This window comes from Streptomyces sp. WP-1 (assembly GCF_030450125.1).
Taxonomy (GTDB): domain Bacteria; phylum Actinomycetota; class Actinomycetes; order Streptomycetales; family Streptomycetaceae; genus Streptomyces; species Streptomyces incarnatus.
The window spans coordinates 4,146,815-4,165,807 of record NZ_CP123923.1 but is presented as its reverse complement, the minus strand read 5'-3'; the positions used below and the strand labels follow the sequence as shown (position 1 = coordinate 4,165,807).

At 73.7% G+C, this 18,993-nt stretch carries 17 protein-coding genes and 1 tRNA gene; 11 read left to right on the top strand and 7 right to left on the bottom strand.

What is annotated here, in order from left to right:
- Nucleotides 1-352: 352 nt before the first annotated feature.
- Complete coding sequence (locus tag QHG49_RS18095; protein ID WP_301490352.1) at nt 353-1,207, top strand: bifunctional DNA primase/polymerase; 855 nt, start codon at nt 353-355, stop codon at nt 1,205-1,207.
- 18 nt (nt 1,208-1,225) lie between these two features.
- Here the strand turns inward: QHG49_RS18095 and QHG49_RS18090 are convergent, their stop codons facing one another.
- The 3 genes from QHG49_RS18090 to QHG49_RS18080 form a co-directional block, all read right to left on the bottom strand.
- On the bottom strand, nt 1,226-1,627 hold the full coding sequence (locus QHG49_RS18090; protein ID WP_301490351.1) for a hypothetical protein: 402 nt from the start codon (nt 1,625-1,627) through the stop codon (nt 1,226-1,228).
- An 89-nt stretch (nt 1,628-1,716) separates the two neighbouring features.
- Nucleotides 1,717-1,803 (bottom strand) — tRNA-Ser (locus QHG49_RS18085).
- 96 nt (nt 1,804-1,899) lie between these two features.
- Nucleotides 1,900-3,393, bottom strand: coding sequence for a S1C family serine protease (locus tag QHG49_RS18080; RefSeq protein WP_301490350.1), 1,494 nt, complete (start codon nt 3,391-3,393; stop codon nt 1,900-1,902).
- 323 nt (nt 3,394-3,716) lie between these two features.
- Here QHG49_RS18080 and QHG49_RS18075 point away from each other — a divergent pair, with 323 nt between their 5' ends.
- The 3 genes from QHG49_RS18075 to QHG49_RS18065 all read left to right on the top strand — a co-directional run bounded on the left by QHG49_RS18075 (nt 3,717) and on the right by QHG49_RS18065 (nt 7,147).
- Nucleotides 3,717-4,547, top strand: a complete 831-nt coding sequence (locus QHG49_RS18075) for a glycerophosphodiester phosphodiesterase family protein (RefSeq protein WP_159702939.1) — start codon at nt 3,717-3,719, stop codon at nt 4,545-4,547.
- Between the two features lie 87 nt (nt 4,548-4,634).
- Nucleotides 4,635-5,291, top strand: a complete 657-nt coding sequence (locus tag QHG49_RS18070; RefSeq protein ID WP_159702942.1) for an ATP-binding protein — start codon at nt 4,635-4,637, stop codon at nt 5,289-5,291.
- Between the two features lie 881 nt (nt 5,292-6,172).
- Nucleotides 6,173-7,147, top strand: coding sequence for a DUF5926 family protein (locus QHG49_RS18065; RefSeq protein WP_301490349.1), 975 nt, complete (start codon nt 6,173-6,175; stop codon nt 7,145-7,147).
- Between the two features lie 254 nt (nt 7,148-7,401).
- Here QHG49_RS18065 and QHG49_RS18060 read toward each other — a convergent pair whose 3' ends face one another.
- Both QHG49_RS18060 and QHG49_RS18055 read right to left on the bottom strand, forming a co-directional pair.
- Nucleotides 7,402-8,022 carry a hypothetical protein gene (locus tag QHG49_RS18060; protein WP_370530480.1) on the bottom strand — a complete coding sequence of 207 codons (621 nt, stop codon included), beginning with the start codon at nt 8,020-8,022 and terminating at the stop codon, nt 7,402-7,404.
- Nucleotides 8,023-8,272: 250 nt separating this feature from the next.
- Nucleotides 8,273-8,941 (bottom strand): bifunctional DNA primase/polymerase, encoded by a 669-nt coding sequence (locus QHG49_RS18055; protein WP_145488437.1) that lies wholly within the window; start codon nt 8,939-8,941, stop codon nt 8,273-8,275.
- A gap of 609 nt (nt 8,942-9,550) precedes the next feature.
- Here QHG49_RS18055 and QHG49_RS18050 point away from each other — a divergent pair.
- Nucleotides 9,551-10,966 (top strand): PP2C family protein-serine/threonine phosphatase, encoded by a 1,416-nt coding sequence (locus tag QHG49_RS18050; RefSeq protein ID WP_301490348.1) that lies wholly within the window; start codon nt 9,551-9,553, stop codon nt 10,964-10,966.
- 215 nt (nt 10,967-11,181) lie between these two features.
- Entirely contained in the window at nt 11,182-12,642 is a 1,461-nt protein-coding gene (locus QHG49_RS18045; protein ID WP_301490347.1) for an aminopeptidase P family protein, read from the top strand.
- A gap of 79 nt (nt 12,643-12,721) precedes the next feature.
- Here QHG49_RS18045 and QHG49_RS18040 read toward each other — a convergent pair whose 3' ends face one another.
- Complete coding sequence (locus QHG49_RS18040) at nt 12,722-13,285, bottom strand: GNAT family N-acetyltransferase (RefSeq protein ID WP_159702951.1); 564 nt, start codon at nt 13,283-13,285, stop codon at nt 12,722-12,724.
- A gap of 21 nt (nt 13,286-13,306) precedes the next feature.
- Entirely contained in the window at nt 13,307-13,744 is a 438-nt protein-coding gene (locus QHG49_RS18035; RefSeq protein ID WP_145488422.1) for an ATP-binding protein, read from the bottom strand.
- A 213-nt stretch (nt 13,745-13,957) separates the two neighbouring features.
- On the opposite strand from QHG49_RS18035, the gene QHG49_RS18030 reads away from it, so the two are divergent.
- The 5 genes from QHG49_RS18030 to QHG49_RS18010 all read left to right on the top strand — a co-directional run bounded on the left by QHG49_RS18030 (nt 13,958) and on the right by QHG49_RS18010 (nt 18,990).
- Nucleotides 13,958-14,815, top strand: coding sequence for a hypothetical protein (locus QHG49_RS18030; RefSeq protein ID WP_301490346.1), 858 nt, complete (start codon nt 13,958-13,960; stop codon nt 14,813-14,815).
- A 127-nt stretch (nt 14,816-14,942) separates the two neighbouring features.
- Nucleotides 14,943-15,722 (top strand): YcnI family protein, encoded by a 780-nt coding sequence (locus QHG49_RS18025; RefSeq protein ID WP_301490345.1) that lies wholly within the window; start codon nt 14,943-14,945, stop codon nt 15,720-15,722.
- Nucleotides 15,723-15,818: 96 nt separating this feature from the next.
- A complete protein-coding gene (locus QHG49_RS18020) occupies nt 15,819-16,475 on the top strand; it encodes an SCO family protein (protein WP_159702960.1) in 657 nt (218 codons plus the stop codon).
- On the top strand, nt 16,472-16,936 hold the full coding sequence (locus tag QHG49_RS18015) for a copper chaperone PCu(A)C (protein ID WP_145488414.1): 465 nt from the start codon (nt 16,472-16,474) through the stop codon (nt 16,934-16,936). The genes QHG49_RS18020 and QHG49_RS18015 overlap by 4 nt, the downstream gene beginning before the upstream one ends.
- Before the next feature lie 14 nt (nt 16,937-16,950).
- The gene (locus QHG49_RS18010; RefSeq protein WP_301490344.1) at nt 16,951-18,990 is read left to right on the top strand and encodes a copper resistance CopC/CopD family protein; all 2,040 of its coding nucleotides are present in this window, start codon (nt 16,951-16,953) and stop codon (nt 18,988-18,990) included.
- Nucleotides 18,991-18,993 lie beyond the last annotated feature (3 nt).

Sequence of the window (18,993 nt, the reverse complement as noted above, 5' to 3'; positions counted from 1 at the left end):
CTGTCAAGAAGACCGACCCGTCGGACGTACGCCGGGAACGCGGCGGCGCGGCGGTGCCGAAGCACCGCCGCGCCGCCGTCCCGCATCCCCGGAGCGCGCCCCCTCGGGCCGTCAGCCGGGGCTCGCCGCGGCGGGCCGAAGCCGATGCCGGTGGCCGCGGGCGGTGCGCATGCCTGCCATGGTGATCCTCTCGAAGCCGGTCGCCGTCTCGACCGCCGTGGGCGGTGTCGCGCAGCCAGACCTGCCCGGCGGTCTCCGGCGCATCCCTCCGAAAGCGGCACTTCGCACGCACGCGTGATCACCGGCCGATAAACCTCTTTCTTTTTTCGAACATACGTCCGAACATGGGGTCATGGCCACCACCGACCGGCAGGCCACGACGCTGGCCCTCGCCCATGCCCTGTCCGTCGCCGAACGCGGCCTGGCCGTCCTCCCCCTGTCCCGGACCAAGCTCCCGGCCCTGCGCTCCCCGCACCACGACGACCCCGGCCCCGTCTGCCACGGCGAGTGCGGCCGCTTCGGCCACGGGGTGTACGACGCCTCGGCGGACCCGGCACGCATCCGCGAGATGTTCGCCGCCGCGCCCTGGGCCACCGGCTACGGCATCGCCTGCGGGCTGCCCCCGTACCACCTGATCGGCGTCGACCTGGACACCAAGTCCGGCACGGACGCCCCGGCCGCCCTGCGCGAACTGGGCCTGCGCCATCTGTTCACCGTTCCGGAGACGGTGGTCGTGCTCACCCCGAGCGGCGGCCGGCATCTGTGGCTGACCGGGCCCCCGGACATCGTCGTACCGAACTCGGCGAGCCGGCTCGCCCCCGGCATCGACATCCGGGGCGCCGGCGGCTACCTGGTGGGCCCCGGCTCCCGCACCGCCCACGGCGTCTACGGCACCCTGCCGGGCACCGCGGGCCTGCCCCCGGCCGCGTGCCCGCCGGCGCTGCTGCGTCTGCTCCTGCCGCCCCCGCGCACCCCCCACCGCGCCCTCGGGGACCACGGCCACGGCCTCGTCCACTTCGTGCTCACCGCGCACGAGGGCCAGCGCAACACCCGCCTCTTCTGGGCCGCCTGCCGCGCCTACGAGAACGGCCTCGGCCCCGCCCTCGTCATCCCCCTCACCGAGGCGGCCCGCCACACCGGCCTGTCCGAACAGGAGGCCCGCGCGACGATCGCCTCGGCGGCGCGGATGACGGGACACGGGCCGTAGGCCGAACCCCCGGCGGCGTCAGGAAGCGGCGCCCGCGACCTGGGGGTCCACCTTCTCGAGCCTGTTCACCGACGCCTCCGCGACGGTCTGGAGATCCCCGGAGTGGTAGCGGTCGCCGGACACCATGATGTTCAGCGAGACGGTACCCACGCGCACCATCCCGATGGTCGTGCAGACCCTTTGCTTGCCGATGATCACACCGGCGCGGGTGACGGTGGAGTCGTCCCCCATGACCGGCAGGGACAGGGGCGCCAGGTTCATACGCATCGTCCCGCCGTCGTCGTAGGCGAGGTGCGCGCATCCCTTCGCGGACCTGCGGGTGTCGTCGATCACCCGCTGCGCCCCGGCGGCCGAGGTGTGGCCGACCAGGGAGACCAGGACGTCCACCGGCTCTGTCGGAGCGGGCAGTGTAATGGGCATGGTCAACACTCGGCGGAGGGGCTCCGAGCCGCTCCGGTACGCACAAGGGGTGCCCCTTCCGGGGCACCCCTTGTGGCGCATGGCCTGTGCGGAGGCGGTGGGATTTGAACCCACGGTGACATCGCTGCCACGACGGTTTTCAAGACCGTTCCCTTAGGCCGCTCGGGCACGCCTCCCCGCGCCGCCCACCTGGGGCGGAGCGGGGTACAGCGTACCGGCCCGGGGGCGGTCGCGGGGGCGTTGGGGACAACGGCCCCGGCGGGAGGGGGAGGTCAGCTGTCGCCGGTGCGGGCGCCGAGGGTCAGCTGGGCCGTGTGCTCCTGGCCGCCGCGCTTGTAGGTGATGGTCACCTTGTCGCCCGGCTTGTGGGTCCAGATCTCGCCGATCAGGGTGGGACCGCTGTCGATCACCGAGTCGTCCAGCTTGGTGATCACGTCGCCGGGCTTCAGGCCCGCCTTGTCGGCCGGACCCCCCGATTCCACCGCTGCGGCGCCGCCCGAGCCCTGGTCGGTGATCTTCGCGCCGTCCGTGGAGTCCTCCAGCGAGACGGACGCGCCGATCTTGGCGTACACCGGCTTGCCGGTCTTGATCAGCTGCTGGGCGACGTACTTCGCCTGGTTGATCGGGATGGCGAAGCCGAGGCCGATCGAACCGGACTGCCCGCCGGAGCCGAAGCCGCCGCTGCTGCCCGAGGACTGGATCGCCGAGTTGATGCCGATCACCGCGCCGGAGGCGTCCAGCAGCGGACCGCCGGAGTTGCCCGGGTTGATGGACGCGTCGGTCTGGAGCGCGCTCATGTACGACGCCTTGCTCGTGGCGCTGCCGTCGCTGGAGGCCACCGGGCGGTTCTTGGCGCTGATGATGCCGGTCGTCACCGTGTTCGACAGGCCGAAGGGGGCGCCGATGGCGATCGTCTCGTCGCCGACGGCCACCTTGTCGGAGTCGCCGAGCGGCAGCGGGTCGAGGTCGGAGGGCGGGTTCTTGAGCTTGACGACCGCCACGTCGTAGCCCTGCGCGTGGCCGACGACCTCGGCGTCGTACTTCCGGCCGTCGGGGAACGTCGCGGTCAGCTTGCCGCCGTCGAGGGCGTCCGCCACCACGTGGTTGTTGGTGATGATGTGGCCCTGCTTGTCGAAGACGAAGCCGGTGCCGGTGCCGCCGTCGCCGTTGGAGCCCTCGGCCTCGATGGTGACGGTGCTGGGCAGCGCCTTGGCGGCCACGTTGGCGATGGTGCCGGGGGCGCGCTTGACCTGCGCCGCGCCGTTGTCGGACGCGGAGACGGTGGTGGAGCTGCCGTTGTCGTTGTTCCTGGCCAGGGTGTAGCCGAGGCCGCCGCCCAGACCGCCCGCGACCAGCGCGGCCACCAGGACCGCGGCGAGCAGGCCACCGCGCCCCTTCGGCTTGGGGACGGGCTGCTGGTACGACGCTCCCCAGGCGGCACCGCCACCCGCGCCGCCCGCGCCCTCGGCGTAGGCGGGGGTGCCGGGCGGCGGCGGGGGCGGCCAGGAGCCCTGGGGGCTCGCGGCGGGAGGCTGCGGGGCGGTCCCGGGGACCGGCGGCAGCGGGGCGGTCGGTTCGGCGCCGGCCGGAGCGGCGGGGTAGCCCTGGCCCGGCTGCCGATCTGCTGGGCGGTGCCCCGGGCCCGCCGGCCCCTCGGTCCCCTCCGGCGTGGTGTGTGCCTGCGGGGACGCGTCGGGAGAGGCCACCGGCACGGGAGGTGCGGACGGGGCCGGGGGTACCGCGTTGCCCTCGTTCTCGGTGCTCACAGCTCTACTCCTCGATCCACGGCTGTTTGTCCTCGGTCGCGCTCGGTCACGTTCGTGCACGCTCGGCGGCGCGTGCGCGCTGGTCGTGGCCTGTCACGATGCGGCTGCGCATGGTCCTGCGTTCACTGTTCCAGTTTGTATGCAGTCAGCTTTTCCCACGGGCCGTCAGAGCACCATAAGCCGTTGCTGTGGGTACAGGGCCAGCCCTTACATAGGGCATTCATGGAAAAAGCTACATAGATCAGTACGACGTGTGCCACCGTTCGCCACCCGGACGCACGAGCGCCGTCCCGCGTACCCGGCAGGGGTGGCACCATGACGCGGTGACCACCCACGCACCACAGCTCTCCGTCCAGGTCGTCGCCCACCGGGGCGCCTCCGAAGACGCGCCGGAACACACCCTGGCCGCCTACCGCAAGGCGATCGAGGACGGCGCGGACGCCCTGGAGTGCGATGTCCGGCTGACCGCCGACGGCCACCTGGTCTGCGTCCACGACCGCCGGGTGAACCGCACCTCCAACGGCCGCGGCGCCGTCTCCGCCCTGGAGCTGGCCGACCTCGCCGCCCTGGACTTCGGCTCCTGGAAGACCGGTGAGCCGTATCGCGGCCGGGTCGAGGAGCCCGACTGGGAGCACCGGCCCGAGGACCGCGAGGAGACCTCCGTCCTCACCCTGGAGCGGCTGCTGGAACTGGTCGCGGACTCCGGGCGGCGCATCGAGCTGGCCATCGAGACCAAGCACCCCACCCGCTGGGCGGGCCAGGTCGAGGAGAAGCTGCTGGGCCTGCTGGGCCGGTTCGGCCTGGCCGCGCCCGCCACGGCCGCCGAGTCGCCGGTACGGATCATGAGTTTCTCGGCGCGCTCGCTGCACCGGGTGCGCGCGGCCGCGCCGACCCTGCCGACGGTCTACCTGGTGCAGTGGCTCTCGCCCCGGCTGCGCGACGGGCGGCTGCCGGCGGGCGTGGGCATCGCGGGCCCCTCGGTGCGGATCGTGCGCAACCACCCCGGGTACGTGGAGCGGCTGAAGCGGGCCGGTCACCAGGTGCACGTCTGGACCGTGAACGAGCCCGAGGACGTCGACCTCTGCCTCGGACTCGGCGTCGACGCCATCATCACCAACCGCCCGCGCGCGGTGCTGGACCAGCTCGGCCGCTGACCTCCCCTGCCGACGCCGCGCCGCAGGCCCCCCGGCGTCGTCACAGGGAGTGCTCCGGCGCGTTCGCCGCGTGTGCGCGTGGAGCGAATGCGTCATCGGAAGGGGATTGGCCGGTTTCCGGCAGAGATCACTGGGGCATCCACACCGTGGCGTGGGGCGAAGGAGGTCTCGGGGGTGGCGTTGGTGGTGGCGCAGGAGGTGCCCACGTCGTCGTGCATGGCCGTACCCCATGGCCCTGCGGGCGTGGGGGACGCGAGGCGCCGGATGCGCGCGCAGCTGCGCGGCGGAGGCGTGGCGGAATCGGTGGTCGACGATGCCGTACTGATCCTTTCCGAACTGCTGAGCAATGCGTGCAAGCACGGCCGGCCGCTGGGTGATCCCAGGGCCGGGAGCGGAGACGGACTCGACGGCGGCGATGTGCGGGCCGCGTGGCGGGTGGACACCGGCGGCCGGCTCATCGTGGAGGTCACGGACGGCGGCGGCCCGACCCGCCCGGCACCGGCCACCCCCTCGGTGACCGCGCACGGCGGCCGGGGGCTGGCCATCATCACCGCGCTCGCCGACGACTGGGGCGTGCGGGACGACGTCCGCGGCGAGGTGACGGTCTGGGTGGTGGTCCACGGGGACGTGCACGACCCGGATGCCCACTGCCGCCGCGACCATGTCACCGCCGCCCTCACCGCGTCGGCCCCACCGGATCTCTCGGGCCTCGCTCTCGCGGAGGCGTTCGAGGACTTGGCCTGAGGGTCACGGGCCGGGCGGGGGGCCGGTGAGCGGGCAGGGAGTCGGGGGCCGGAGGCGGGTGGTCGGCCGGTGTACCGGAGGCAGATAGCCGGTGTCCGGGAGCGCGCTGCCGGTGTCCGGGGAGCGGGGCGCCCGGTGACCAGGGCGGGGCGCCGATGTTCAGGGCGAGCCGCCGAAGAGCGGGAGCGGGCCGCCGAAGAGCGGGAGCGGGGCGCCGGTGTCCGAGGACGGATCGCCCGGTCCAGGACGGATCGCCGAAAGGCGGGAGCAGATCGTCAGCGTCCCGGGGCGGATCGCCGGTGTCCGGGGGTGACCGCAGAAGAGCGGGGGCAGGCCGCCCGTGAGCGGGGGCGCGTCGCCGGGCCCCGGGGCGGATCGCCCGAGGCCCGGATCAGGCCGCCGAGCCCCATGGCGGAGCCCCGAGCCCGGGGTGGATCGCCGGTGCCCGGGATGGCCACCGAAGAACAAAGGCGGCCCGCCAGTGAGCGGGGCAGTCCGTCGGGCCCAGGGACTGATCACCAAGGCCCGGGACAGACCGCCAAGTCCCATGGCAGAGACCAAGACCCATGGCGGAGCACGAGACCCGGGGGCGGATCGCCGGTGTCCGAGACGGGCCCCGGGGATCCGAGGGGCGGCGGCCTCCCGGGATCCGAGGGGCAGGTGCCAGAGGCCCGAGGGGCGAGCCCCGAGGTCCAAGAGGCGCCCCCGACAGGCGGGCTCCCGAGGGCCGGGCGCCGGTCGTCGGTGGGGGCCGGTACCGGTCGTCGGTCACACCGGCGGCCCTTCTCCGCAAGGCCGTTGTCCACAGGTTCCCGTCGGGGATGGCGCGAACGGCTAGGCTCCCGCCGTACGAGAAGCGCCGTAACCGGGAGACATCCACGATGGCCAAGAAGCGACCCCAGACGAAGGCCAAGCGCCCGCAGGCGACGGGTGGGGCAGATGGTGCCATTCCGGTGGTCGGCGGCCGCGAGCCCTGCCCCTGCGGCAGCGGCCGGCGCTACAAGGCGTGTCACGGCCGGGACGCCTCGCACGCGGTGACCGAGCTGGTCCACCGCCCCTTCGAGGGCCTGCCCGGCGAGTGCGACTGGGTGGCGCTGCGCGAGCTGGTCCCGGCCGCCACGGCCGAGCTGACCCTGAAGGACGGCCTGCCCGAGGGCGTCCCCTCGGTCACGCTCGCCACGGTGCTGCCGATGGCCTGGCCCGCGCTGCGCCGCGACGACGGCTCGGTCCTGATCGGCCTGCAGAACGACACGTCGTCCGGCGACATCAGCCGCGACCTCGCCGACACCCTCCAGCGCGCGCTGGAGGCGGAGCCGGGCACCCCGGTGCAGGGCCGCCGCGCCCCCGCCGACGGACCCCGGCTCCAGGAACTGCTGGCCGCCGAGGGCCCGTTCGAGCCGGTCGTGCACAGCGGCTTCGAGTTCTGGGTGCCGGACGCGGAGCACGCCACCCCGGAGGTCGCCGCCTCCCTGGAGCGGGCCAACGCGGCGGCGATCCCGACGGTGCGGCTCTCCGGCGTGGACGCGGCGTACTGGTGCGAGACCCCGGAGAAGAACCACCTGCGCTGGGTGATGCCCCATCCCGAGGAGCGGCTTCTGGACGCTCTCGCGTGCCTGCACGCGCAGGGCCGCTCCAGCCTCGGCGAGGGCACCCGGCTCGTGGGCTCCTTCCGTGCTCACGGGCTCACCGTGCCGGTCTGGGACCTGCCGAGCGAGGTCCGCGCGGAGGATGTGGAGAAGCCGGCCGCCGAGTTCGCCGAGCGCCTGGCCGCCGCCCTCGCCGTCGAGGAACCGCTCACCGCGGAGGAGCGCCGGGCCCGCGGCGGACTGACCAACCGGCAGGTCACGCTCAGCTGACGGCACCCGCGCAGGTGTCATGACTGAATGGTCGGTCAGTCATGACACCGGGTGGCCGACGGGTGACTCCCGTCACAACTCCCGGCTTCGACACGGAAATCGGTGGAAATTCGATGGCCGAATGCCTGAGTCGGAATTTGCGAACGGCCGATCTCTTGTTACCGTTCCAGTAGCCCGGTTGCTGGTGCATCCCCCGTCGCCAGCAACCGGGTCTTTCCATGCCCGCGTCCGGCGGCCCGACGCGTCGCGCGCTCTCAACTGCTCCCCGTATCCTCGGAGTTGCTTCCCGAGCGCAGTAGCAGCGCCCCCGCGGGCCCGCGCTCCGCGAACTCCGCGACCGCCATGTAGGCGTCCGCCCCGCCCCGGCTGTGCTCGCGGGGGGTCTCACAGGTGGCGGGCTCGTCGTCGGCCCCGGTGTCGCAGCGCGTACGGGTGGTACGGCCGCCGGGGCCCATGAGGGTCAGCCCGGCGTCCAGCGACTTGCCGGTGGCGTTGCGGTAGTAGGTCCGCGCCCAGGTGTCGGCGTCCTGGATGACCACACAGGTCTGCGCCTCGATGCCTCCGGGGGAGCTGAGTTGGGGTCCGCAGCGGACCGCGGTGGCGAGACCCAGGTCCAGCAGCGCGGGCGCCCTGCCGGACGCGGCCGAGGGATCCTTGCCGTCCCCGTACCGCAGCGCGCCCGGCACCAGCGCGTCGCCCACGTCCCGGACCTGTCCGGCGGACGCCACGGTCAGCGGCAGCACGACGGCGGCCGTCACCGCACAGGCGAGCCCGACGAGATGCGCCCGGCGCGGATCGGCCTTCCCGTACCGCGCCCGCCGGAACCCGCCCTTCGGCCACGCGCCGACCCCGTCCCCGGGTACGCCTCGGGACACGGGGAGACCGTGTCCACTCTCCACCGACACGCGGGAACCGTGCCCGCCGTCCACCGACACACGGGAACCGTCCCCGCCGTCCACCGACGGCATCCGATCCGGCCCGCCGTCGTACCGGGGCCCTGTGCCGGTCGGGCGGCGGCGTCCCCCGTCGCGTGGCCGGTGCGTCCCATGGCCCCCAAGAATTCGCAGCATGGGCGGAACATAACGAGCACGGCACGCCCCTTCGCACCGTGCGCGCCGGACACCCCTACAACTCGGGGGCGCTCACACCCGTACGAGTGAGGGCGTCGACCACGGCGTCCACCACGGCCTCGACGTCCGGCACCCAGGGCGCGGCCGAACCCGGCAGCGGCGCACGTTCCCAGCGCACCGCGCCCGCGCCGGTCTCGGACGGGGGCAGCGCGATATAGCCGCCCTCGCCGTGGAAGCGCAGCGAGCCGGGGACGAAGTCCTTGGCGTAGAGCAACTCGCCCAACTGCTCCATCGAGTACGGCTCGACGAGCAGCGCCCAGCGGGTGGGCGAGGCGACGACCGGGCCGAGGCGCATGCCCCGCCGGTCGAGCAGGGCGAGGGCACGGGACGCGGCGAGCGCCGGCAGGCTCACCGCGCAGGGCGCCGTACCGCCGGTCGCGAGGATGACGGGCGCGCTCGGCCGGTTGGTCCACCACCAGCGCACCATGCGCGCGTCGGTGGTGGCCGCGAGCAGCCCGGGGTCGAAGGGGTGGGCGCCGGGCACCGTGCACTCCGGGTCGGGGCAGCCGCAGCGGCCTCTGCCCTGCGGATCCGGGGCCACACCCGGGAGTACGGGCCACTGCCACTCCGTCGCGAAGGTCAGGGCCGCGCTGATCGGCTCAGGCTTCCCGTCGTTCCGTCGCTTGGACAGGAGCCTGCGTCGCCTTCCGAGGATCTCGCGCATGAGCGCTCGTTCCTTTCCGTTGCACCGCTGGCAACACCGTGGTCCACATCACAACATGAGTCGATCACTGCACTGTGCGTACCTGGTGGCGCATCACATCCCCGCACACGGCAGGGGATCCCCAGGGGTTCGAGCGTCGGCCGCGGCCGCGTCCACGGCACTCAAGGCAGGGCACGGTAGCGGCACGGGGGTGGCGAAGCATGGCGTTTGCCGTCGCGCGTGGTTCTCTCCGCCTCCGCCACGGGAGGATGGGGCTCGGCCGTCGGTGGCTATGACGCCCGGGTCCGTCGCCAGGTTCCGGGTGGTCCCCAACCACCCCTGGCCTTCTCCGAGTACGTACCCATCACGACCGCTGTGACGCTCCGTGGAGCGAGCCCAGTCGACCGCAGCGGACCGTTCCCCCAGGCAGTTTTGAGCCAACTTGGCAGTAACGCAAGGGGTTCCGGGAAATCACCCACCAGCCCCGCGGACACCAGGAATCCCCGCAGGACAATGCTGGACATCCCCTCACGAGTGCGTGTACATGTGGAGACACTGCTAGCGGCGCAGAATCACCTGGGGGTTTGCGATGCTTTTGAGCACTGTGCACCGGTCTGAAGGCCGTGCGCCATGAGCGCCCCGCACCCACCGAAAGTGGCCGGAATCGATCCCACTGTTCCCACGCCCGCCCACACTGTCGCGCCCGCCTCTCCCGCCCCGGACGCCCCCGCGGGCACACTCGCGGACACCCTCCCCGCCGTCCCCGCCCCGCACCCCCCGGTCCCCGCCCCCGGCACCCTCCTCCAGGACCGTCTCGCCGGCTGGGTCTCCGACCTCACCACGCTGCACGAACTCACCGAACGGCTCACCCGCACCGGCGCGTTGGAGCCCGCCCTCGACGAACTGCTGCGAGCCACGGCCGCCCTCGTCGGCGCCCGCCGCGGCCTCGTCGTCCTGGAGCCCGGCGACGGACTCGGCCCCCGCACCACCCGCGGCCTCGGCCTCGGCCGCGCCGACCTCGGCCAGCTGGAGACCGTGCCGCGCGGCGCGCTGCCGTACGACACCGCGGGCACCGCCGAGATCGTCCGCCCCGACCTGTTCGCCGAGGACGGTCTCGACCCCCGGCACCGCGAGGTCGCCGCCCGCCTCGGCTACGCCGCCAGCTACGCCCTGCCGCTCGCCACCGACGGCGCCGGCCGCCTCGGCGCCGCCGTCTGGCTCTACGACGAACCCGCCGAACCCCATGAGCGCCAGCGGCATCTCGCGGGCCTGTACATCCGGCACGCCACCGAACACCTCGCCAGGCTGCGGGAGGTGGCGGACACCCGGGCCCGCACGGCGACCCTCACCGAGGAGCTGCTGCCCTCCCGGCTGCCCCGGGTGCCCGGCGTCCAGCTCGCCGTCCGGCACCGCACCGGACCGCGCGGCGGCGGCGACTGGTACGACGCGCTGCCGCTGCCCGACGCGGCCCTCGGCCTGTCGGTCGGCTCGGTCACCGGCTCGGGGCCGAGCGCGGTGGCCGCCGCCGGCCGGCTGCGCGCCTCGCTGCGGGCGTACGCCGTGATGGAGGGCGAGGACCCGGTCGCCGTCCTGTCCGACCTGGAGCTGCTGCTGCGGCTGACCGAGCCCGCCCGCTCGGCGACCGCCCTGTTCGCGTACTGCGAGCCCGTGCTGCGCCGGGTCACCCTGGCCGGTGCCGGGCACAGCCCGCCGCTGCTGACCGGCGAGCGGCGCACCGAGTTCGCCGAGACCTCCGTCTCCGCGCCGCTCGGCATGCTCGCGTGCTGGGAGGCGCCCGGCGTGGAGGTCCAGGCCGAAGCGGGAGAGACGGTTCTGCTCTACACCGACGGGCTGCTGCGCCGTACCGGCGACCCCATGGACCGCGCCTTCGCCCGGCTGCACTCGGCCGCCGCGGGCGTTCCGCGGGCGCTGCGGCAGGACCCCGGGGCGGTCGCCGACCATGTGCTGCGCGCCGTGCTGCCGGACGGCCCGGACGCCGCCGACAGCACGGAGGACGTGGTGCTGCTGGCGGCCCGCTTCGACTGAGCCGGCGCCTCCGGCGAGCCGGCGCCTCCGGCCGCCGCGGCATCACCGCTCCGTGACCGCGCGGTGACCAGGCATGACGGGGCATCCGCCCCTGGCCCCGTCCCGATACGACCGTACGATGATGGTGGTCCCCGGCTCGGGACACAGTGACCCCGTCGTGGCGAGCCGCACGGACCGCCCCGGGGGAGATCACACGCCGTACCGAGGAGGAACACGTGGCCGACGAACTCATTCCGGCGAACCCGGAAACCGAGTCCGAGGAGCCCATCAAGCAGCGGAAGAACGGCCTGTACCCGGGCGTCTCCGACGAGCTGGCCGAGAACATGCAGTCCGGCTGGGCCGACACCGAGCTGCGTGACCTGAAGCCCGTCGAGCAGGCCGCCGAGACCGCGCGCCGCCGCGCCGCGCTCTCCGCGCGCTTCCCGGGCGAGCGCCTGGTGATCCCGGCGGGCAACCTGAAGACCCGCTCGAACGACACGGAGTACGCCTTCCGCTCCTCCGTCGAGTACGCGTACCTCACCGGCAACCAGACGGAGGACGGCGTCCTCGTGCTGGAGCCCGCGGGCGAGGGCCACGAGGCGACCATCTACCTGCTGCCCCGCTCCGACCGCGAGAACGGCGAGTTCTGGCTCGACGGCCAGGGCGAGCTGTGGGTCGGCCGCCGCCACTCCCTCACCGAGTCCGAGGCGCTGTACGGCATCCCCGCCGCCGATGTGCGCGAGCTGGCCGGGAAGCTGGCCGAGGCCACCGGCCCGGTGCGCGTGGTGCGCGGCTACGACGCCGGCGTCGAGGCGGCCCTGACCGACAAGGTCACCGCCGAGCGCGACGAGGAGCTGCGCGTCTTCCTCTCCGAGCTGCGCCTGGTCAAGGACGCGTTCGAGATCGGCGAGCTGCAGAAGGCCGTCGACTCCACGGTGCGCGGTTTCGAGGACGTGGTGAAGGTCCTCGACAAGGCCGAGGCCACCAGCGAGCGCTACATCGAGGGCACCTTCTTCCTGCGCGCCCGCGTCGAGGGCAACGACATCGGCTACGGCTCGATCTGCGCCGCGGGACCGCACGCCTGCACCCTGCACTGGGTGCGCAACGACGGCCCGGTCCGCTCCGGCGACCTGCTGCTGCTCGACGCCGGTGTGGAGACGCACACCCTCTACACCGCCGACGTCACGCGCACGCTGCCGATCAACGGCACGTACAGCGAGCTGCAGAAGAAGGTGTACGACGCGGTGTACGAGGCCCAGGAGGCCGGCATCGCGGCGGTGAAGCCGGGCGCCAAGTTCCGCGACTTCCACGACGCGGCCCAGCGGGTGCTGGCCGCGAAGCTGGTCGAGTGGGGCCTGGTCGAGGGCCCGGTCGAGCGCGTCCTGGAGCTGGGCCTGCAGCGCCGCTGGACCCTGCACGGCACCGGTCACATGCTCGGCATGGACGTCCACGACTGCGCGGTCGCGCGCACCGAGACGTACGTGGACGGCGTCCTGGAGTCGGGCATGGTCCTCACGGTCGAGCCGGGCCTGTACTTCCAGGCCGACGACCTCACCGTGCCCGAGGAGTACCGGGGCGTCGGCGTCCGGATCGAGGACGACATCCTGGTGACGGAGGACGGCAACCGGAACCTCTCGGCCGCCCTGCCGCGGCGCGCCGACGAGGTCGAGGCGTGGATGGCCGCGCTGAAGGGCTGACCTCCGACGGCGGCGGCCGGGCACCGAGAGGTGCCCGGCCGCCGTCGTCCGCGGGCTCGTCGAGGCCGACGAGGGCGTTTCAGAGTGCGGGGTCCTCGCCGTGCAGGATCCGCTGGAACAGCCGGCTGTCCCGCCAACGGCCGTTGATGTGCAGGTACTTGGGCGCCGTCCCGATCAGCTCGAATCCGCACTTCTCCAGCACCCGCTGCGACCCGGCGTTCTCCACCAGCGTGGACGCCTCGATCCGGTGCAGGCCGACCGCGTCCCGCGCGAGCCCGCACACCCGCGCCACGGCCGCGCTCGCCAGCCCCCGGCCCTCCCGGTCCCCGGCGACCCAGTAGCCGAGGTACGCGCTGCAGAAGGGCCCCCGGGAGATCCCCGTCAGCGTGATGGTCCCGACGATCCGCCCGTCCGCCTCCTCGAACACCCAGGGCACCACCGAGCCCTCGTCGCGCTGCCGCAACAGCCCCTCGATCCGCTCCCGCTGCCCGCCCGGCGTGAAGAACGAGCCCGGCCGCACCGGCTCCCACGGCGCGAGATGCTCCCGGTTCCTCACATACGCCGCCGCCAACGCCTCCGCGTCCCCACCCCCGAGCGGCCGCAGCACCACCCCGGCCACCATCTCCCCGCTGTCAACACTCATGCCCCCACTATGAGGGCCGGGCTACACCGCCAGCAGTGGAGCGTCGTCGCGCCATTTGAGGATCTTGTCGAAGCTGACCACCGTGCCGTGGCGGCCGGGTTTGGGGCCGATGTGGACGTGGTCGGCGAGTTCGCGGATCAGGCAGAGGCCGCGGCCGTGCTCGGCGTCCGGGCGGGCCGGGCGCAGTTCGCGGGTGTGCTGGAAGCCGGGGCCGGAGTCGGCCACCTCGATACGGCACTTCTCCCCGTCGAGGTACGCGGTCACCCGGTACACCGCCGAGGTGCCGTCGTCGCCGCCGTGCTCGACGGCGTTCGCGCACGCCTCGCTGAGGGCGACGGAGAGGTCGTAGGAGATGTCCGGATCCACCCCGGCCGTCTCCATGGTGCCGATCAGGAGCCGCCGCGCGAGCGGCACACTCGCGGCCTCGCGGCGCAGATGGAGTGACCACCAGATGCTCATGCAACAGCCTCCAGGCCGCGGCTCGACATACCGATACCTATTGCCGCCCATAGGTGGCCGTAAGCACACCGTTGACGTGACTCCGCCCATACAGCCGATGTGTCCCGGGAGGAATCGGTGTATGCGGGACGTACCCCTGTGGCCGGCCGGGGGGACGTACTGTCCGGACCTGGCGTAGGGCGGCGCGGGGCGCGGTGGGATGATGAGCCCGCCATGTCTGCCCCTCACGCGCGCACGGCGCGTCCCGGAGCCGGGCTCCGGATGCTGCGGGCCGCGGTCTTCGCCGCGGCCTGCGTCGTGCTGGCCGCGGCCGGGCACACCCTGGCCTCCTGCGCGAGCGTGCCGCTGTGGACGCTCGGCGTGGGCTTCCTCGGCTCCCTGCTGCTCGTGATCCCGCTCGCCGGGCGGGCCCGCTCGCTGCCGGGCATCGCCGCGCTCCTCACCCTCGGCCAGACCGCGCTGCACACGCTGTTCGGCCTGGGCCAGCACGGGGCGGGCATGGCCATGGGCGGGATGCCGATGGGGCAGAGCGCCCCGGGCGGGACCGCGCTCGGCGACGCCGCCCTGGTCGAACAGGCCACCCGGCTGCTGTGCGGGGCGAACACCGCCGCGCTCACCCCCGGCCACGCCTTCCACATCCTGCTCGCCGCCCGCCTCATCGACCGCTCGGGCCGCCCCGTGGCCGGGGCCCCGATGCCCATGGCGCACGCGGCCGACGCCACCGGCGCCTCCGCCGCGCTGCTGCCCTCGCTGCCGATGCTGCTCGGCCACCTCCTCGCGGCCGTCGCCGTCGGCTGGTTGCTGCGCCGCTGCGACCTGGCCGTGCTGCGGCTGCTCGAACTGTCGGCGCACTCGGCCCACGAACTCGCCGAGACCGCGCTCGTACGGTCCCTGCGCGCGGCGCTCGCCCTGGTGGGCGCCCTGTGCGCCGGACTGCTGACCGCGGCCGAGCCCGCCCCGCGCGCCCGTCGCGGCGACCGGGGCGAACCGCCCGCCCCCACCGCCCTCGCACTCCAGCACTCGGTGATCCGGCGCGGCCCGCCCGCCGCCGGACTGCGACTCGCCGCCTGACGCGACGCGCCCGCCCCCTGCCCCGGGACAGCTCCGGGTTCCGAGGAGACGGCCGCCGTCGCGCGGCCCGCGCGCGCCCGCGCGCCTTCCTTCCTCACCGGAACTCTCACCCTGGAGTGCTCCTGCCATGCAGGTTTCCCAGCTCGTCCCCAGCGTCGTCCCCAGCCGTGCCGCCCGCCGTACGGCCGCCCGGCTCGCCGCCGGTGCCGCCGTCGCCGGCACCGCCGTACTCGCCCTGTCCGCCCCCGCCTTCGCGCATGTGACCGTGCAGCCCGAGGGCGCCGCGGCCAAGGGCGGCTACGCGGTCGTCGACTTCAAGGTCCCCAACGAGCGTGACAACGCCTCGACCACCAAGGTCGAGGTGAACCTCCCCACCGACCACCCGCTGGCCTCCGTCATGGCCCAGCCGATCCCGGGCTGGAGCGTGCAGCTCACCAAGACCAAGCTCGCCGAGCCGCTCAGCGTGCACGGCGACAAGATCGACCAGGCCGTCACCAAGGTCACCTGGACCGCCGACGGCAAGGGCATCGAGCCGGGCTACTTCCAGAAGTTCCCGCTCTCCGTCGGCGCCCTGCCCGACAACACCGGCCAGCTGGTGTTCAAGGCGCTCCAGACGTACTCGGACAAGGAGGTCGTGCGCTGGATCGAGGTGCCGCAGGCGGGCCAGGACGAGCCGCAGAACCCGGCGCCGGTGCTCCAGCTGACCGCCGCGGCCGACGAGCACGGCGCGGCGGGCGCCCAGGACGCGTCCGACGACAAGAACGACAAGAAGGAGAACGCGGCCGCCGCCCCGGACTCCGGCGGCGGCAGTGACACCACCGCCCGGGTGCTCGGCGTCGCCGGGATCGTCGTCGGCGCCGCGGGCGTGGCCTACGGCGTCCTCGCCGGCCGCCGCCGCACCGCCTAGCCCCATCGTTCCGCAGCGCGCGCCGGGGCCGTGCCAGGCTTGGCCCCCGTACGACCCCGGCGCGCGCCGGAGTTCTCACATCTGGGACATTTCTCTATGCGCAAGAAGACCTTCGCCGCGGCCGCGCTGCTCGCCGCCGCGACCCTGACCCTCTCCGCCTGCGGCAGCCAGAAGGCCGACTCGTCGACGGTCTCCGCCGTCTCGCAGGAGTCCGGCAGCAACGGGCCCACCACCTTCCTCGACCGACCGTGGAACAAGCCCGGACTGGTCCTCACGGACACCCACGGCAAGAAGTACGACCTCCGCAAGGAGACCCAGGGCCACCCGACCCTGCTCTACTTCGGCTACACGCACTGCCCCGACATCTGCCCCACGACGATGAGCAACATCGCCGTCGCCGCCCAGAAGTCGCTGACCCCGGCCCAGCGCGACAACCTGCGGGTCGTGTTCGTCACCACCGACCCCGGCCGCGACACCCCGGCCGCGCTCGGCAGCTGGCTCAAGGGCATCGACCCGCGGTTCATCGGCCTGACCGGCGACTTCACCTCCGTCCAGGCCGCCGCCCGCTCCGTCGGCATCTCCGTCGAGCCGACGACCAAGGACAAGAACGGCAAGCTGGTCTCCGTCCACGGCACCCAGGTGCTGGCCTTCTCGCCGAAGAACAACGGCGGTTACGTCCTGATCAGCGACAGCGCCACGGTCGACGACTACATCAAGGACCTGCCCAAGATCGTCGAGGGGGCCAAGCCGTGAACCGCCGACCCCTCGTCCTGGCCACGGCACTCGCGGGCGCCCTCGCGCTCGCGGGCTGCTCGGGCTCGGGCTCCTCGGACGCCTCCAAGGCCGAACTCTCGGTGAGCGGCACGTACATGCCGCAGCCCGTCTCCGCCGACATGGCCGCCGGGTTCCTGACGATCACCAACAAGGGCGGCACGAAGGACGAGCTGACCAAGGTGAGCAGCACCGCGGCCGGTCAGGTCACCATGCACAGCACCACGGGCGGCGAGATGCGGGAGCAGTCCTCCTTCGCCATACCCGCCCACGGCCGGCTCGTCTTCAGGAGCGGTGGCAACCACCTGATGTTCGAGCAGCTCCGGCAGCGGCCGAAGCAGGGCCAGACGGTCACCCTGAAGCTCACCTTCGCCAAGAGCGGGCCCCTCACCGTCGAGATGCCGGTGAAGTCCGCCACGTATCACCCGACGACCGGCAACTGAGGGAAGGGACCACCGTGACCCGGACCATCACCCCCCGCCCGCGGACCCTGGTGCTGCTGTTGCTCGCCGCCCTGGGCGCCCTGCTCGCGGGCGCCGCACCGGCCTCCGCGCACGCGGCGCTGACCGGCAGCGACCCCGCGCAGGGGGTGGTGGTCCAGCAGCCGCCCGCCCGGGTCTCGCTCACCTTCTCCGAGAAGGTCGCCATGAACGGCGACTCGCTGCGCGTCCTCGACCCCGAGGGCAGGCCCGTCCAGACCGGCGCCCCCGGCAACGTGCGCGGGACGACGTACGCCGTGCGGCTCAAGGGCGGCCTGGGCAAGGGCACGTACACGGTCACCTACGAGGTGGTCTCCGCCGACAGCCACCCGGTGGCCGGCGCCTACACGTTCTCCATCGGGGCGCCCTCGCGGACCGTGGTCTCCGGCTCCGGGCCGACCGTGGGCGGCGGAGTCGTCGGCGGCCTCTACCAGGTCGGCCGGTACGTGTCGTACGCCGGTTACATCGTCCTCGTGGGCGGCGCGGCCTTCGTGCTCCTGTGCTGGCGGCGCGGCGCGGGCGTACGGGCGCTGCAACGGCTGGTCGTCGGCGGCTGGCTGGCGCTGACCGCGGCCACCCTGTGGCTGCTGCTCCTGCGCGGCTCGTACACCACCACCGGGAAGGTCGCCGACGTCTTCGACCTCGGACTGCTCGGCCAGGTGCTGGAGACCAAGCCGGGGGCCGCGCTGGTCTCCCGGCTGCTGCTGCTCGCCGCCGCCGCGCTGTTCATCGCCGTCCTCTTCGGCACGTACCAGCGGCGCGAGGAGGGCGCGGAGAAGCGGGACCTGACCTTCGGGCTCGGGATCGGGGGCGTGGTCGTCGCGGCCGGGCTCGCGACCAGCTGGGCGATGTCCGAGCACGCCTCGGTCGGGCTCCAGCCGGGCATCGCCATGCCGGCCGACGTCATCCATCTGCTGGCCGTCGCCGCCTGGCTGGGCGGGCTCACCGCGCTGCTGGTCGCCCTGTACCGGGCGCCCGCAGGGACACCGGTAGAGGCCGCCGCCGTACGCCGCTTCTCCCGGCTGGCCTTCGGCTCCGTGGTGGCCCTCGTCGCCACCGGCGTCTACCAGTCCTGGCGCCAGCTCGGCTCCTGGTCCGCCTTCACCGACACCCGGTACGGGCAACTGCTGCTGGCCAAGATCGCCCTGGTGGCGGTCATGGTGGGCCTCGCGTCCGTGTCACGGCGATGGACGGGACGGCTCGCCGACCAGGCTGCGGAAGGGGAGCGGGCCACGGCCGGGGCGGGGACCGAGAGGGAGTCGGTCCCCGCGGCGAAGGCGGCCACCGGGCAGGACGCGAGTACGGCGGACACGGCTACGACGGACACCGGGTCGGCGGACACGGGTACGGCGGACACCGGGTCGGCGGACACGGCCGGGCGGGTCTCCGCCACGGCGGCTGCGGACGCATCCGCACCCGCACGCGCTCCCGGGAACTCCGGCGACTCCCGCCGCGCCGCCCAGCTCGCCCGGCAGCGGGCCGCGGTGGACGCCGCCCGGCGGAAGCGGCTGCGGGACGGCGACGCGGGCCGCTTCGGGCTGCGCCGCTCGGTGCTCGCCGAGGCCGCCGTCGCGGTCGTCCTGCTCGCCGTCACCACCGCGCTGACGCAGACCGAGCCCGGCCGCACCGAGCAGGAGGCGAAGGCCGCCACCGGCGCCGTCACGGCGCCCGCCAACGGCAGCCTGTCCCTGAGCCTGCCCTTCGACACGGGCGGCGCGGACGGCAAGGGCGTGGTCGCCCTCGACATCGACCCCGCCCACGCGGGCGCCAACTCGCTGCACCTCTTCGTCCGCAAGCCCGGCGGACAGCTCTTCGACGTCCCCGAGGTGCAGATCGCCCTCACCCTGGAGGCGAAGAAGATCGGCCCGCTCTCGGTGGCCCCCGAGCACATCACCACCGGCCACTGGTCGGCGGACGGGGTGCAGATCCCGATGGCCGGCGACTGGAAGGTCGCCGTCACCGTCCGCACCTCCGACATCGACGAAGTGACCGTCTCCAAGAACGCGCAGATCGGCTGAGCC

Excerpts from the sequence above, each read along its gene's own strand:
- QHG49_RS18070 (WP_159702942.1), top strand. The coding sequence starts at position 4,635 with ATGCGTCATCGGAAGGGGATTGGCCGGTTTCCGGCAGAGATCACTGGG.
- QHG49_RS18040 (WP_159702951.1), bottom strand. The coding sequence starts at position 13,285 with ATGAGTGTTGACAGCGGGGAGATGGTGGCCGGGGTGGTGCTGCGGCCG.
- QHG49_RS18020 (WP_159702960.1), top strand. The coding sequence starts at position 15,819 with ATGCGCAAGAAGACCTTCGCCGCGGCCGCGCTGCTCGCCGCCGCGACC.
- QHG49_RS18030 (WP_301490346.1), top strand. The coding sequence starts at position 13,958 with ATGTCTGCCCCTCACGCGCGCACGGCGCGTCCCGGAGCCGGGCTCCGG.
- QHG49_RS18055 (WP_145488437.1), bottom strand. The coding sequence starts at position 8,941 with ATGCGCGAGATCCTCGGAAGGCGACGCAGGCTCCTGTCCAAGCGACGG.
- QHG49_RS18090 (WP_301490351.1), bottom strand. The coding sequence starts at position 1,627 with ATGCCCATTACACTGCCCGCTCCGACAGAGCCGGTGGACGTCCTGGTC.
- QHG49_RS18065 (WP_301490349.1), top strand. The coding sequence starts at position 6,173 with ATGGCCAAGAAGCGACCCCAGACGAAGGCCAAGCGCCCGCAGGCGACG.
- QHG49_RS18025 (WP_301490345.1), top strand. The coding sequence starts at position 14,943 with ATGCAGGTTTCCCAGCTCGTCCCCAGCGTCGTCCCCAGCCGTGCCGCC.
- QHG49_RS18095 (WP_301490352.1), top strand. The coding sequence starts at position 353 with ATGGCCACCACCGACCGGCAGGCCACGACGCTGGCCCTCGCCCATGCC.
- QHG49_RS18035 (WP_145488422.1), bottom strand. The coding sequence starts at position 13,744 with ATGAGCATCTGGTGGTCACTCCATCTGCGCCGCGAGGCCGCGAGTGTG.
- QHG49_RS18050 (WP_301490348.1), top strand. The coding sequence starts at position 9,551 with ATGAGCGCCCCGCACCCACCGAAAGTGGCCGGAATCGATCCCACTGTT.